This is a genomic window from Nostoc piscinale CENA21, from assembly GCF_001298445.1.
In the GTDB taxonomy this organism is placed as follows: domain Bacteria; phylum Cyanobacteriota; class Cyanobacteriia; order Cyanobacteriales; family Nostocaceae; genus Nostoc_B; species Nostoc_B piscinale_A.
Genome location: NZ_CP012036.1, coordinates 277,984 through 294,617 on the forward strand (window position 1 = coordinate 277,984; position 16,634 = coordinate 294,617).

The window sequence follows — 16,634 nt, forward strand, 5'->3', positions numbered from 1 at the left end:
AACTTTCTCTCAAACCTAACCCCAACCCCTTCCCTCGTAGGGAAGGGGGAGCAAGATTCAAAGCCTCTCTCCGCTTCGGGGAGAGGTTTGGAGAGGGGTTTCAAGAATAAGTTGCACATCGCGTTAATTAAACTATCCCTACTCCCCATTCCCTACTCCCTACTCACCACTTATGAATACCTTCGAGATTATCATCCAACGCAAATCAGGAGATAGCTGGCCGATTGTGGTCGAGTATAGTCGGCCGGGAACACTTTTACCATTGCGTGCGGAAGGTCATCTCCAACTAAAAGAAACAGATTTACAAGAACAAATTAGTTTATTGGGACAACCACAAAAATACGGCACACTCTTGGGTAAAGCTTTATTCCAAGATGAAATCCGTGATGCTTTTACCGCCGCCATTCGGGAGAGTGAAGATTGTTTGCGGGTTTTGCTGTTCATCGAGGCTGTCGATAAAGAACTCAGAACTCTACGTTGGGAAAGGTTGTGCGCCCCTTTAGATGAAGGTTGGCAAATGTTAGCACTTGATCAGCGAGTGCCTTTTTCTCTATATATTCCCGCCACCACCGACCGACGCTTTCCCCCCATTGGACGCAGAGATTTACGCGCCTTAATCTTAGTCGCCAGTCCCTCGGATTCCCAGAAGTATCAATTAGATTTGTTTGATGTGGAAGGTACTGTCAAAAGTGTGCGATCGGCTTTGGGTGATATTCCCAGTGATGTGTTAGCAACTGTTGATGGGGCAATGGGTTTACCGACTTTAGATGAACTCTGCACCCATTTAACAGATAGAACCAAACAGTATACATTATTACACTTTGTCAGCCACGGTAAATTACTCGACAATGGCGAGACGGTGCTTTATTGGTCAAAGGCTGATAATACAGTTGAGCCAGTGACAGCAACGCGATTGTTAGATAGACTGCGGTTATTACGTGGCGCAAAGGGACTTCCGCATTTTACCTTTCTTTGTACTTGTGAAAGCGCCCATCCAGATGCAGAGGCGGGATTAGGTGGTTTGGGACAGCGTTTGGTGCGAGATTTGGGAATGCCGGCGGTTGTCGCCATGACAGAAAAAGTTTCGGTTAAAACCGCCCAAGCTTTAGCAGAACATTTTTATAAACAACTGCACGAGTCTGGGGAAGTTGACAAGGCGCTACAAGAGGCGGCGGCTTCCTTGGCTGAAAGGTATGATGTGACAGTGCCGGCTTTGTTTAGTCGTTTGGGTGGTAGACCACTATTTAGTGACCAACTAGATAGAGATTTGACAGCCGCAGAAATTGAGTTTGGTCTGAAACAATTAGAGAAATTATTGTTAGAGCGATCGCCCATAATATACCCCAAGCTGCACAACCAGTCTCAAAAATTAACCGAGACTTTCGGCACAGATATCACCACTTTAAGTCCCCAAGCGAAACAAGAACGGGAACAAGCGTTAATCGAAGTCAATAACTTGGCGCTGGAAGTTCTGGACTTGAGTTTTAATGCGGTGGCGCTGAATAAGCAATTACCAGCCTACGATAGTCGCTGTCCATTTTTGGGTTTGTATCCTTTCCGCCAACAAAACCGCGAGTTCTTTTTTGGACGAGAACAATTAATTACCCAACTACAACAAAAACTAGCAGAACATAACTTTTTGGCGGTGTTGGGTGCGTCGGGGAGTGGTAAATCATCCGTCGTCTTGGCGGGGTTAATTCCCACTTTGCAAGAAAAACAGCCTGATTTAGCCTTAGCATATCTCACCCCCAACACTAACCCCAGCGAACAACTGCAAGCCAGTTTATCGGCGGTGCAGAATCAACCATCAATAATTGTGGTTGACCAATTTGAAGAACTATTCACCCTGTGTAGTGACGAAACTCAGCGCCAAGAGTTTATTCAAAAATTATTGAGTTTGACTCAGCAACAGCCTGTAATTGTCACTATGCGGGCAGATTTTTGGGGTGAATGTGCAACTTATCGCCCACTCAAAGAGTTGATGGAGTCTCACCAAAAATTAATCGGGGCGATGGACGCGGCGGAATTACGAAAAGCAATGGAATTACAAGCCGCACAAGTAGGGTTAAGGTTTGAAGCTGGGTTGAGCAATACCATTTTAGATGATGTGCAAGGCGAACCAGGGGCAATGCCCTTATTGCAACACGCCTTGTTAGAGTTATGGAAACGGCGACATGGGCGATGGTTGCGGGTTACAGAATATGAAGCAATTGGGGGTGTGCAGAAAGCGATCGCCCAAACTGCCGATGAAGTTTACAATAGTTTGTCAGCCGACGAACAAGAACAAGTCAAAAACATCTTTGTGCGGTTAACTCGCTTAGACGAAAACGCCGTCCAAGGTGAAAGGCGCAGAGATACACGCCGCCGCGTGGGGTTAGAAGAATTAATTCCCGCCGGTGACAAGCAAGCATTAACCAAAAATCTCCTCAAGCGGTTAGCTGGTGAAGGTGCGCGACTGATAGTAGTTAGTGTTAACTCAGCCACATTTCAAGAAGAAGTCGAAGTCGCCCACGAAGCCTTAATTCGCCATTGGCCAAGGTTAATTAATTGGTTAGATGAAAATCGCGTGAGTTTGCAACTGCGCGAAACAATTCGTCAAGCAGCCTTTGAATGGGAAAAACAACAAAAAGACGAAAATTATCTAATTCATCGCGGCGGTAGATTAAAAGAATCCCAAGAACTTTTAAAACAATCGGGCTTTTTAAATCAACTCGAATCAGAATATATCTCTACTTGTGCAGCATTTCACTTACGTCAAGAAAAAGAAAAAATCAATCGTCGCCGTCGTGATATTACAGCAATCCTCATCATGAGTGGCGGTACAATAATAACCTTGAGTATTACAGGGTTATTATTAAAATCATTAGAACTATGGCGCAAAGGAGAATTTAATGAAATCAATGCTAGTAGTTTAAATTCTTTGGCAACTTTTAACTCTCATCAGGAGTTACAATCAGTCATCTTAGCAATTAAGGCAGGCAAAAAACGACAGACACAAAATAACATTAAACTGTTATTCTCCGAACCATTATCACTAATTCATCCTCCAGAACCATTAAAAGATATCCTAGAAAAAATCAATGTCGGCAAGAGCAAACAAAAACTCGATCAATCACAGCCTAGAGTTATAGAAGCTTTGCAAAAAGCAGTATATCAAATTAAAGAACGCAATCGTTTAATTAAACATGAGGCTACTGTTCAAACAATTGCCTTTAGCCCAAATGGACAGATTATCGCCTCTGGTAGTGCTGATAAAACGATAAGACTTTGGGATTTACACGGTAAAGAGTTAAAAGTTCTCATAGAACATCAAGCTAGTATTACAAGTCTTGCATTTAGCCCCGATAGTAAAACTCTTGCATCGGCTAGTGACGATGGCGAGGTGAAAATCTGGAATCTGAAAAATATTGATGATAAAAATAAGAATTTAATTTCAAATCAAACTTTACCACCAGAATATATTGTGACAAAAATTATCTTTACTCCTGATGGTAATAAATTAATTATTGCTGGGTTATTTGATGTCAAAATCAAGGATTTAAAAAAGACTGATGACGAAGGAACACCTCTAATAGAAGATGCAAGAGATGAAGTTATTACAAGTTTATCTTTACGCTCAGATGGTAAGATATTAGCGATCGCCAAGGCAAAGAATGAAAATTTTAGTTTCGATGGTAGTCCTCTGAAAGATAGTACTATTGAACTTTGGAGTTTAGACAATGAACCCAAAAAATTTACTCAATTTGTTGCAGCCCAGAAAAATACAATTGCAAGTATAGTTTTTAGTCCTGATAATAAAACTTTAGCTACTGCCAGTATTGATAATGTAGTGAAAATTTGGGATTTAAAGCAGTTAAATAAGAAGCAACCAAAAACCTTCAAGCTACCAACTGATAATCAGGATAAAAGTGAAGATATTAATATATCTCTAGACTTATTAGCCTTCAATCCAGATGGACAAACTCTGGCTTATGGTAATAACAAAACTGTTAAACTATGGAATGTAAGTACTCAAAAATTACAAACTAGTTTAAATGGTCATCAAGCTGATATCTCTAGTGTTGCTTTTAGCCCTAATGGTGGAATATTAGCCTCAGCAGGCGGAGACAATACTATTATTCTGTGGAATTTAGATGGCAAACTCTTAAATACTCTTACAGGACATGAAGCAGCCATTAATCGTCTGACTCTCAGTCCTAATGGTCAAATTTTAGCTTCTGCCAGTGATGATAATACAGTCAAACTCTGGGACTTAAATGGCAAACTTTTACATACACTAACAGGCCACAAATATGGAGTCACAAATATTGCTTTTAGTCCTGATAATCAAACTTTAGCTTCTACCAGTAATGATAATACAATCATTCTCTGGAACTTAGATGGTACATTATTACATAAACTGACAAAAAATAACTATTCACTGACGAAAATTGTCTATAGTCCTGGTGGTTTTATCTTAGCTTCTGCTGGTAGTGATAATACTATTAATCTTTGGGGTGTAGATGGTAATTTACAGCACATCCTCAAAGGTCATAAATATGCAATTACTAGTATTGTCTTCAGTCACAAAAATAAAATTATCGCTACAGCCAGCAAAGACAAAACCATTAAACTCTGGAATTTTCAAGGCGAATTGCTACAAACTATTAAAGGTCATCAAGCAGCCGTTACAAACATTGCTTTTAGCCACAATGATAAAATTTTGGCTTCTGGTAGCGAAGATGGCACGCTGAAACTTTGGAATGTACAGAATAAATTATCACCATCACTGATTAAAGCTCAATATAATTTGGCTACTGTTACAAGTGTAGTCTTTAGCCCTGATGACAGTAGGATTATCTTTGGAAGTGCGAATGGTACTATTAAAATTTGGGATGTACAAGGTAAAAATATACTTACTTTAACAGCGCATCAAGCATCTGTAACAAGTATTGTTATAGATGGCAAAACTAACACTTTTGCCTCTACTAGCGAAGACAACACAGTTAAATATTGGAGCTTAGATAAAGGATCATTACTGCAAACTTTTCGGGGACATCAAGCCGCAGTGACTAGTGCTATTTTTCATCCTTATAAAAGAATACTGATTAGTGCTAGTAAAGATAAAACTATTAAAGTTTGGAAGCTGAACAAAATTGGACAAATTATCAATCATTCAGACACAGTTACAAGTGTGATTTTTAGTCAGGACGGTAAAACTTTAGTTTCTGGTGGTTATGATCGATTCATTAAATTTAGGACATTAGATGGTACGGAAGAAAAGCCGCAAGAATTCCATTTTGAAAATGATATTGCCAAAATAATCTTGTCTCCTGATGGGAAAAATTTAATTGCGGCTACTAAGGGAAAAGATATAATTTTCTGGAATTTACAGGGTGAAAAACCACAAGAAATAGAATTAAAGTCAGGTGATAATAATACGGTTACAGTGACTAGCATTACTCTCAGCCCTGACGGTAAAACAGTTGCCTCTGGTAATAGCGATAAAACTATCCGACTTTGGGATGTAAATGGTAAGGTTAAGCCTCCTCTTAAGGGACATCAAGGTGAAGTTACACAAGTAGCTTTTAATCTTGATGGTCATATCTTGGCTTCTGGTAGTAAGGATAAAACTATCAAACTTTGGGATTTAAATGGTAATTTTAAGCGCACCCTTAAAGGACATACAAATGAAGTTACACAAGTTGTATTTAGTCCCAAGGAAAATATTCTAGCTTCTGGTAGTAAGGATAAAACTATCAAACTCTGGGATTTAAATGGTAAGCTGTTGAAAACGTTTTCAGATAAAGGTGAAATTACACAACTAGCCTTTAGCCCTGATGGTAAAATCATCGCTTCTATTAGTAAAGATAAAAATATCAAACTCTGGGATTTAAATGGCAATCTCTTACATACCCTAAAAGGACATGAATCTCAGGTAACAAGTATAGTTTTCAGTCCTGATGGTAAAAATTTAGCTTCTAGTAGTAAGGATAAAACTGTCAAACTTTGGGATTTAGATGGTCGCCTTTTAAATACATATTTTGGACATGAGTCTACCGTCACAACAGTAGCCTTTAGTCCCGATGGCAAAACTCTGGCTTCTGGTAGTTGGGATAATACTGTGCGATTGTGGAACGTTGAAGAAACTGACTTAAATAGGTTGCTGGCTAGTGCTTGTGAATGGGTGAAAGATTACTTGGCTAATAGCGATGATGTAGAAGGAAACGACAAAAAAATTTGTGATGACATTTCCTTGTCTCAATAACTCTGGGAAAGCAACTGAGAATTTAAGGCTTTGCTAATGCGATCGCCTGCAAACTGTAAATGAGCTATTGTGTAAATATCTAATTTTTCGCCAAATTCTTTTAGCTTGTTATCAATGGCTGTTTGCAGTTGTCGCAATTCATACCAAGCTAGTGTGCGGCTATCTTCTAATTCATCATTAGTCTGCAAAAGCATCTCTAACAAGATATTCAGATGTTCTTGTTGCAAGGAACGGCGAATGCTAGATATTGATTTTGGTTGTTCTGGGGTGAAAATTTCTGTCCAAATACCTGTTCGCAGGGTATCAAATAACTCTGGTAAAGACAGTGCTTGTCCAGGTGACGTTTTTAATTCTACATCCCGCAGACGATTGATGCGATCGCTATCTAACAGCGATCGTAATATGGCACTCTGGAAACTGAGAATGCGATCGTGAATCGGATAATCAAGACGAGTATGAAGTATGGGACTACCCCAATGTTGCCAGCGCGACGGTGCAAGTTGATTTAACAATTGCGGTGAGAAACTAAAAGCATCTTCCGCAAACACATATTCTTGCAACTTGGCTAATGCTTGACGTTGTTGAGTTAGGGAAACGGGTACAAAAGCCCAAGAACTATCATCACCAACATGAAGCCGCCGAAATGACTGCCCACCAATATATTGAGAAAGTAAGCTGGCATTGCGGAAATAATATCTCAGCACTCGATTAAACAAAACCCGTAAGCTACTATAACTTTCTCCCTTGGGTAAATAACCCTCATCCAGACGTTGCCACATCATGCGGGCGTTGTCCATTTGCCATTGGGAATACACCAGCACATCACTACTCATATCCCAAACATTCGCCAATGGGTTGATGTCGCGGATATCTTCATCGGTGGCGTAAGACAATTCAGGTTGCGGTGATGCTAAAGCAATTGCTTCTAAAAAGCTTTTTTCCGCTTCCGGCGTAACTATTTCACCCTCTGCATCAGGTAGTTTTTTGTAACCATACGCAATTGCCCATTCATCATAAGGGCCAACCACACTCGGAAAATACTCACCTTGCGGCACTCCTTGAGGGGCAATATTCACAGGTAAATAGTCCATCACTGAACCTGCTAAACCTTTGGTTTGGGTGATTTCCGGGTTATTCAATTCTTGGGGCGCTAACATTGTACTGCCATGAAAATTGTGCCGCAAACCCAGAGTGTGTCCCACCTCATGGGCAATAACAGAACGCAAGTATTGATGAACATACTCCTTCATCGTTTCACTATTGGGCTTGGTATTTTGCAGCAGTGATAATGCTAATGCCCCCATAGCAACTTGTTCAGTAGACTCTGTGCCGTAACAAATTTCAGAACTAGATATGGCTTGTAAATGGGTGTAGGGGGGTAAGGGTTTAGGGGTGTAGGGTAAAAGGTTAGTTTTATCATAACTACCTTCCTGCCTCCTGCCTCCTGCCTCCTGCTTCCTGCCTTCTCCCTGACACATTGATGAAGCTTCGATCAGTGCATGATATTCTTGTTGAACTGAGCGCACCATGTTGGCATCAACAATAATATCTGCATCTAAGATTTCGCCTGTGAGGGGATTTACACGCATCGGCCCTCTAGCAAAGCCCGCATCTAAAGAGTTGAACCAGCGAATAGTGTTGTAACGCACATCTGCGGGATGCCATTTAGCATCATCTGGCATTTGTCGCACTTCAATAGCATTTTTAAAACCGGCTTTTTCAAAGGCTTGATTCCACATTAAAACGCCTTCTCGAATGGCATCTCGGTATATTGGTGGAACAGCATTTTCAATCCAAAAGACAATCGGTTTTTTGGGTGGAGATAAAGGTGCGTTAGGGTCAGATGTTTCTAAATGCCAACGATTAATGTACCGGACAAATGGTTCTTGAATATTATCTGGAGAAAAATCTTGAAATGCAGTAATAAAATAACCCACTCGGTCATCGGCAATTCTGGGAATATAGCCGTTATTTTCTGGCAGTTGGGAAAAACTATAATGTACTTTTAAACTCAGGGCGCGACTGTCTGGCAATGTTATTAAATTTGCCCCTTCTGGTGAGGAAAAACCATAAATCGAATCAATTTCGACATTTTTCAGAAAACTCTGCACATCACCAAAATAAGATTTAGTTTTATCGAAGTGATATTCTGCTTGTAAATAGTATTTTAATAAAGGTGCTAACCCTGAAAAATCCTGCATTAACAGTTCTTCTAGGTCAATAACTAGACTGTTAGTGCTTGGTTCAATACTATCAATTGCCACAGAATAAAGTACTGAATCACTAAAGGAACGAGTTAGCGATCGCTGTTCGGCTTCACCTGATTTTATCCGAAATTTGACATTCTGAACTACAAAATGCAAATTATCCTTGACGCGCCGCAAATAAAACAGAAAATCAGCTAAAGGTAATCCACTATAAATCCCACTTTCCCCAATTCCAGATTCTAAAGTAATTGTAGCCAAATAACTTTTATTTAGCTGTTCTGGCTTAATTGCCAAATAAACTTTACCAGATTCTACTTCTTGATAAGTTGTGAATAGTCCCGCTTGTTTTATTATCCCTTTAACTATGGGCTGGAATTGCTGTGTTTCTACTTGTTTATTTTCGCCAAAATCACTAGTAGCTGCTAAATTTTCTACTCCAGGAATTGAGTTTATTGCTTGAGGACTTTTTCCTGAAAGTTGATTTGCAATTGCCCAACTATTATTACAGAAAAAGTTATATAGCAATATTGTACAGATTGCTAACTTGGCGATCCAGTGTTTCATTCCTTAGCTTTTGTTTGTGCAGTGGTGATTTGCTGAGAAAAATCTGTGATTTTCCGATATTTACTCAATATTTAAGGCTGGCTAGTTGTGTCAATTCACTGTAGTCAGGCAAAGAATTTTTCTGGTTTCAGTGAAATTAATTGTATCTTAAGGTAGATGTTATATACAGCTAGAGGTATATGTTTTTTTGAACTATATATTGTAAAGCTGTTGCAATAATGTATGTCTTGCTACAGTATTTCCATAACAAAATCCCCACCTTTGATTCAAAAGGCGAGGATTTAAAGCTGTGAATTATTTTGAGTGAATTTGATAGATTTTTTGGAATAAAATTAACCGCAGATGTAGATATTAGCTTGATAAAACTTGGTTATGGAAGAACACCGTTTTGAAAAATGATTACAACAGATAAAAGCCTGAAAAGCTGACTAATCTGGACTTCCACAATCCAAAACCCAAAATGGTATAGTCCCCTGGCTGATTCAACCAGGAGTAGTTAAAGCAATTAAATATACATTTACAATCGCTGGAGTAAATTTAAACCATGAGTATCAGTACCACAGGTATTAAACAAGCCATATTCACTAGCTAACTGTTGCACTTGTTCTGATTCTTTTTGACTTGGTTTCCAAGGGTTGGGGTTATTATAAGCGTAGAAAGTTTCTACACCATCAATTCCTTGTTCAGCCGCCGCCGCAATTAAATCAAAATGCGATCGCCGATAACGTGCGGGGTGTGCTAAAACCGCTAATCCACCAGCTTCATGAATCGCCGCAATCACGTTAATTGCTTCATATTCTCTACCCGTGACAGCATGTCTTTGCAAGTAAGGTTTGATACTAGAGTGATTTGGTTCAAAGGCGTAAGCCAAAATGTGAACCTCATTATCTAAGAGGTTGGCATTAATTTCTGTACCACTCCACAAATCAGGAATATTACTATCAGGATTGTTCCACTTCCAGTCTTCTAACCAAGTTTTTGCGGCTAAATAACCACCAATATTATGATGATCAGTAATCGCTAATCCTTTTAAGCCAATTGCGATCGCTTGTTCCATTAATGCACTCGGCTCTAACTTCCCGTCAGAATAGACAGTGTGCATGTGAAAATTAAAGAATCTCGGACAACTTTGGGCATCAATCCTCTGGAATACTTGTTTTAAAAGTTCGCAAGAAGTCGATGTCCGCGTACAATTCATCACCATAAATATCCTCTGCACAAATATACGCAGTTATTCACACACTCAAACGCCACACCTATAGATAAGAAATCACCAGCCCAGATAATCGGTACTAGCAAGTATTCAATTAGCTTACTCAGCTTAATTTTGCAATATGTTAAGACTACGTTAGCAAATCTAAATGATAATGAGCATGAGTATTTTCGATTGCTTTAATAAGTGTCAGTTAAAAATTTTTCTCAAAAATTCAAGTAAATACTGACACTGGTTTTTCAAATGAATACCAAGGTAGGGAAGAGGGGCAGGGGAGACAAGGGAGATAAGGGGGACAAGGGGGATAAGGGAGTAATCTTTCTACCTTGTCTACCCCCTCTACCTTGTCAATTTAAATCAGCACTCTGCTCAACCTTGTCTACCCCCTCAACTCCCTCTCCCTACTAAACCAATCCCTCCAGCGTCCCTGTGCCAGAAATTACTTCGCCAATTGCGAAGGCGGAAATATTTTGTGATGCAAAAAAGCTAATTGTTTGTTCTACTTGCAAAGGTGGGACTAATAGTACAAATCCAATCCCCATATTGAAAGTATTAAACATAGCTTCGTTGCTGACTGCACCGACTTCAGCTAACCATTGAAATGAGGCGGGAATTTGCCAACTATTGGGGTTAATTTTAATGGCTTGATTTTTACTTAAACACCTGGGTAAGTTTTCTGGTAAACCGCCGCCTGTAATATGCGCCATTCCATGAATTTCTAAGCCAGCTTGACGGGCGGCGAGGACTTGTTTGACATAAATGCGAGTGGGTTTGAGAAAAGTTTCACCGATGGTTTCGCCACCTAATAATTCTGGGGTGTCACTCCAAGCAAAACCGCCATCACTAATAATTTTGCGGACTAAGCTGATACCATTACTATGTACACCAGCACTAGCAAGTGCGATCGCTACATCCCCCACTTGCACTTGGGAACCATCCAACATCTGACTTTTTTCGACAATTCCCACACAAAACCCAGCCAAGTCATATTCTCCGACTTGGTAAAAACCGGGCATTTCTGCCGTTTCTCCGCCTAATAAAGCACAACCAGCCAATTTACAGCCAGCAGCTATACCTGCTACTACCTGTGTCAACTGTTCTTTATCTAATTTACCTGTTGCCACATAATCTAAAAAAAAACAGGGGTTCTGCGCCAGATGTCAGTACGTCATTGACGCACATAGCAACTAAATCAATTCCCACGGTGTCATGACGGTTGAGAGTTTGGGCAATTTTCAACTTTGTTCCAACACCATCAGTTCCTGAAACTAGCACGGGTTCCTTGTAACCTGTGGGGAGTTGAAAGCAACCGCCAAAACCACCTAGTCCACCAAGTACTTCTGGCCGAAAAGTGCTGTGAACTAAATTGCGAATTTGATCAACAAAGGCTCTACCAGCCTCAACATCAACCCCTGCATCCCGATAATCCATAAGAGTTAGTCAACTGAAGTATGAAGTGTAAAGTCTGAAGTATAAAATTTTATGCTTCCCAAAAGGGCTACATTCTTCAGGCTCCATCTGTTTCCGGTTAATAGTCAATAGACTATGGACTATTGATATTACCGCATTAGAAGACCTCATCTTCTATACCGCGCCACCATTCACCCAAATTCATTAAATCTTGGTGAATGTCTGCTAACTCATTAGCGTATGTATCTTCAGAAATTGTGTCTCGGCGTTCTTGTAATTTTTTCAGGCGTAGTTGTACCAGCATCCAAGGTTTGGTGATGCTATCTGTAGCTTCGAGATATTGTGCTAGTTGTGTGCTATCCATAATATTTTGCTTTTTTTTATGTTTTTTTTGGCAAAAAGAATTAAGAAGTTGATTACCTGCGTGGCTTTCAAATTCCGACTCTCTATCTTTCAAGATAGTTCAGAGGAGCGATCGCTTCTACCGTGTTGGCAGAATATTTAACTGAAGCAAAAACAGCCACGAATATAAGTCGTGACTGTTAGTGATAGTTTTGAGATCAATTGAATGTCTGTACTTTAGACATCTAGCAGAAGTGTACAATCACCTTCTGCCAGATAGATATTATGCTTTAGCCAAATTTTCCGCAACGAAGTCCCAGTTAACCAATTGGTCTAAGAAATTCTTAATGAATGCAGGACGCGCATTGCGGAAGTCGATGTAATAAGCATGTTCCCAAACATCAAGGGTGAGCAATGCTTTTTTGCCGTGGGCTAAGGGATTCTCGGCGTTAGGTGTTTTAATTACCTTGAGAGTACCACCATCATCAATTAACCAAGCCCAACCACTACCAAATTGAGTAGCAGCAGCATTGGAGAACTCTTCTTTGAATTTGTCGAAGCTACCAAAGTCTTTTTCAATTCTGGCTGCTACTTCACCAGTGGGTGCGCCGCCACCTGCTGGTTTTAAGCTGTTCCAAAAGAAGGTGTGGTTCCAAACTTGCGCCGCGTTGTTGAAGATACCTGCTTTAGAGGAATCTTGAAAGGAAATTTTGATGACTTCTTCTAAAGATTTATCAGCTAGTTCGGTACCTTCGGTGAGCTTGTTGAGGTTATCGACATAAGCTTTATGATGCTTGCCATAGTGATATTCGAAAGTTTCAGCTTTCATACCATAAGGCTCTAAAGCATTAAAGTCAAAGGGTAAGGGGGGCTGTGTAAATGCCATTTTATGAAATCCTCTCTTTACAGTTTCCCGGCCTAAAGCTATTACTGGAAGCTTAGAAAATTACAGGTTTTGCGTTTATGAGTTTTGATGTCCTTGAATTCAAGAATCATAAAACTTAACAACGTCATTCTACTACCAAAGTGATGTTGAAAACAAAAGACTTTGATTATAAGTCAAATGCTGATGCCATCAGGGCTTTGAATAAAAACAACTAATATTTAAACGCCGAGGTATTTTAAATATAGAAACATATTCCCCCCAGAACTAGGGGGGAATGAAAAGAGGTAATGCTTTGGCAATTAACTTTGGTTTTTACAGCCAGAGTTTATAATATTGTGGAAGCAATTTGCCCACACATATATTTAGTTAATTCTTAACCTGAGATACTTCTACCTTAAGGTGTAGTTATGAGAAATTTTGCAACTCAGCCTTAAGTGGGATGAATTAATTTTTAAAGTTCTTAAAATATAATCTACAAAGCTAAACTCAAACTATATATAGTTAATTAAAATCAGATATGCAAGTGGTGGGTAGGCCATGAGTTACTCACCACTCGGCTACTAGGGAAAACTAAATACTCATCTCTGTGATTACCATTGAGATAACTTTTGATGGTAGTAGTTAATGATTTGGGCTGCGACTTCAGAGATGTTCATCCCATCGGTTTGAAGTTCGACTGCGTCCGCAGCTTTTTGTAAGGGGGAAACTTTACGAGTGCTATCTTTCCAGTCGCGTTCTGCTATGTCGCGTTCTAGTTGTTCTAAACTCACTTCGGGTTGACCTTGTTTTTTAAAGTCTTGCTGACGACGACGAGCGCGTTCACTAACTGAGGCGGTTAAAAAGATTTTCACTTCGGCATCGGGGAAGACATGGCTACCAATGTCTCGCCCTTCGGCGACTAAACCACCTTTTTTACCCCAGTTTTGCTGTTGGTTAACTAAGGCCTGACGTACAGCAGTTTGGGCTGCGATCGCAGATACTTTAGATGTGACCTCAACAGTACGAATTTCCTGTGTTACATCAACATCATCAATCCAAACTCGTACCGGAGATTTTAAATCTTGACTGGGAGTGAGTTCAATTTTACAAGTATGAGCTAATTCCGCGATCGCACATTCATCATCCAGGGCAATTCCTTTTTGAATCACTAGCCAAGTAATCGCCCGATACATTGCACCCGTATCTAGATATACTAGCCCTAGCTCCGCAGCGACTTGGCGTGCTACAGTAGATTTCCCGGCTCCGGCTGGCCCATCAATAGCGATGATGGGTTGGCGATCGCGCAAGATGATATTATCAATCAAACGTGTAGAACCAAGACGAGCTGCGATCGCCAGCATTCCTTCCTCCTCAATTGTTTCTAATGACATTAACGTAGTCGGTTCAACCAATTCAATATATTCCAATAAAACAGTACTAACCCTAGCCACTTCTTGTTGTACCACTGCTATTAGTTGGCTGCTATGACGCACACCAGATTTAAATGCAGCTTCAGCTTTTTTTAAGCCTCGATATAAAACCGCCGCTTGCTCTTTTTCAGCCGCACTCAAATATTGATTGCGCGAACTAAAAGCTAAACCAGAAGCTTCTCGGACTGTCGGACAAGCAACAATTTCTACAGGCAAATTTAAATCAGCCACTAGTCGTTTAATAATTGCTAGTTGCTGACCATCTTTTTGGCCAAAGTAGGCGCGGTCAGGCTGTACCAAGTTCAAAAGCTTTGTCACAATCGTTGCTACACCCTGAAAGTGACCTAGCCGTGAACGGCCACACAAACCTAGTATCATAGCAGATGGAGGAATGACTTGGGTAATTAAAGAATCTTGTATATTTTTCGCTCCTACTCCCATCACTTCCGGAGTAGGTGCAAAAATCGCATCAACTCCCGCATTTTCACATAATTTTTGGTCTTGCTCTAATGTGCGCGGATAGCGTGCATAATCTTCATTGGGGCCAAATTGCAAAGGATTGACAAAAATACTGACAATCACCGTTGAGTTTTCTTGTCTGGCGCGTTTAATTAAGTTTAAATGGCCTTGATGTAAGCCGCCCATTGTCGGCACCAAACCGACTGCTGTCCGATCCCAACTGCTCATTTCATCTGCAACCAGCTCCTCTGAAACTGTTAGTTGGCTGTCTGAGCGAAGTTTATTTAAATAGCAGCGTAAAGCTGCGACTGTTGTCAACAGGCGCACAAAATTCCCCTAGTTCTTCTAACCCTCCCCCGTTAGTTTATATCTGAAATTGGGGAAAAGATGCGAGAACTAGGGGAATATAAAAAATAGGTAAATTTGCAGGATGCAGGATGAGATTTTAAAATTGAGCCTTTGTCATTAATTTGCGCCAAGCGCGTTGAGGGAAAACACTACGCCGAACAGCCAATAAATTTTGGATTTTAAATCGAGATTTTGGATTGGGAACTGAGAAATCCAAAATTGCGTGAAACTATCCTGGCATCCAGCAAATTACCTCAGACTTATCGTCCCAGTACTTCGATATGAACTGGTGCTACACCACTACCAATCATGCCGATAGTGCGGGCGGCAGCAGTAGATAAGTCGATGACTCGACCCCGGATGTATGGGCCACGGTCGTTAATACGTACTATGACAGAACGACCATTACGGGTATTGGTGACACGAACTTTTGTGCCAAAGGGTAAGGTGCGGTGTGCAGCAGTCATAGCTTCGGGATTAAATCTCTGTCCACTGGCTGTCATGCTGCCTGAGCCATCATAGCCATAAAAGGAAGCCATACCTCTGAAGGTAAGTCTGATGTTACCAACAGCAATTTGTTGTGGCAGCGGTGGGATTGACAATGGTGAACGCGATGGTAAATTAGCGATTTTATCGATGGGATCGGCGTTACCAATGAGTCTGCGTAGGCGGTTGGTTGCTTGTAATGCGTCTTGTGCAAGATTTTTGGTGGTGTCTGCTAGGCGGGTATTTTCGTTGATTTCCACCAATTCTTGGTCTTTGATTTTGATTGTATAGCGATCGCTAGACTGTTGCTGTACAGTAGAGCTTTTATCTTGGGCGGGATTGCCAGTTTTGCTATCTTTCCAACTGACTGTAATTTCTTTGGCATCAACGTTGTCTTGAATCAGTTGGTTGATTTTGGCTGCGATCGCACTAGCTCTTTGAACTGGGTCATTTTCTAGTGCGCCGACTTGGTTCCCGGAACTTACTACATTGCCAGTACTTGCCACTTTAGTTGAGTTTCCAGCAATAAGGGCGTACGACTGCACGCCCCGTCCTTCTCCTACAACACCTTGTTTCGTTTCACTACTCGCAACTGGCTTGGAACCCACAAAAGTGAGTACTGGTATGTTCCGAACGTACAGGGTTGCCGCTTGACGACCTCCAATGCTGTGAGAATGAATGCTTGTAATCACAGCATCCGAGTTTTGTTGCTCTGTAGGGGATTGGTACTCACCTACCTTCACCACATCACCATCAGATGATTTTTGGGAAATTGGTTGAATTTCCTTGGTGGTTTGAGTTGTAGTTTGAGTGCGACCCATTGAGGGTATCCCGGTAAGAGTCACAAACAAGGCGACAATAGTCCACAAATGTCTTTGGTTCATGCGTCCAATTTTCAAGCGACTGTAGAACAGTAGTTTTTTTGATTAACGGAATTTATTGCCATAAACAGCAAAAGTTTTCCTTAAAATCGAACTCGTTCCGCTTTCACTTTGTTTTTCATAACTGCAACAGACTAACACGAACTTTTGGACTTGGGGATCAGGGTTTTAGCGTAATCCAA

General features: G+C 40.7%; 7 protein-coding genes and 1 pseudogene. 1 reads left to right on the plus strand and 7 read right to left on the minus strand.

Annotation, left to right across the window (positions count from 1 at the left end):
- Nucleotides 1-172 precede the first annotated feature (172 nt).
- Complete coding sequence (locus ACX27_RS01225; RefSeq protein WP_062287340.1) at nt 173-6,247, plus strand: nSTAND1 domain-containing NTPase; 6,075 nt, start codon at nt 173-175, stop codon at nt 6,245-6,247.
- Here ACX27_RS01225 and ACX27_RS01230 read toward each other — a convergent pair.
- From ACX27_RS01230 to ACX27_RS01260, 7 genes and pseudogenes are all read right to left on the minus strand, one after another.
- Nucleotides 6,241-9,018 (minus strand): zinc-dependent metalloprotease, encoded by a 2,778-nt coding sequence (locus ACX27_RS01230; protein WP_062287343.1) that lies wholly within the window; start codon nt 9,016-9,018, stop codon nt 6,241-6,243. The genes ACX27_RS01225 and ACX27_RS01230 overlap by 7 nt on opposite strands.
- Before the next feature lie 517 nt (nt 9,019-9,535).
- Entirely contained in the window at nt 9,536-10,222 is a 687-nt protein-coding gene (locus ACX27_RS01235) for a PHP domain-containing protein (RefSeq protein WP_062287345.1), read from the minus strand.
- A gap of 413 nt (nt 10,223-10,635) precedes the next feature.
- Nucleotides 10,636-11,662, minus strand: a pseudogene (gene purM, locus ACX27_RS01240) (phosphoribosylformylglycinamidine cyclo-ligase).
- A gap of 136 nt (nt 11,663-11,798) precedes the next feature.
- Nucleotides 11,799-12,005, minus strand: a complete 207-nt coding sequence (locus ACX27_RS01245) for a hypothetical protein (RefSeq protein WP_062298064.1) — start codon at nt 12,003-12,005, stop codon at nt 11,799-11,801.
- A 261-nt stretch (nt 12,006-12,266) separates the two neighbouring features.
- Entirely contained in the window at nt 12,267-12,869 is a 603-nt protein-coding gene (gene sodB / locus ACX27_RS01250; RefSeq protein WP_062287347.1) for a superoxide dismutase [Fe], read from the minus strand.
- Nucleotides 12,870-13,459: 590 nt separating this feature from the next.
- Nucleotides 13,460-15,064, minus strand: coding sequence for a bifunctional pantoate--beta-alanine ligase/(d)CMP kinase (locus ACX27_RS01255; RefSeq protein WP_062287355.1), 1,605 nt, complete (start codon nt 15,062-15,064; stop codon nt 13,460-13,462).
- Between the two features lie 281 nt (nt 15,065-15,345).
- Nucleotides 15,346-16,455, minus strand: coding sequence for a septal ring lytic transglycosylase RlpA family protein (locus tag ACX27_RS01260; RefSeq protein WP_062287358.1), 1,110 nt, complete (start codon nt 16,453-16,455; stop codon nt 15,346-15,348).
- Nucleotides 16,456-16,634 lie beyond the last annotated feature (179 nt).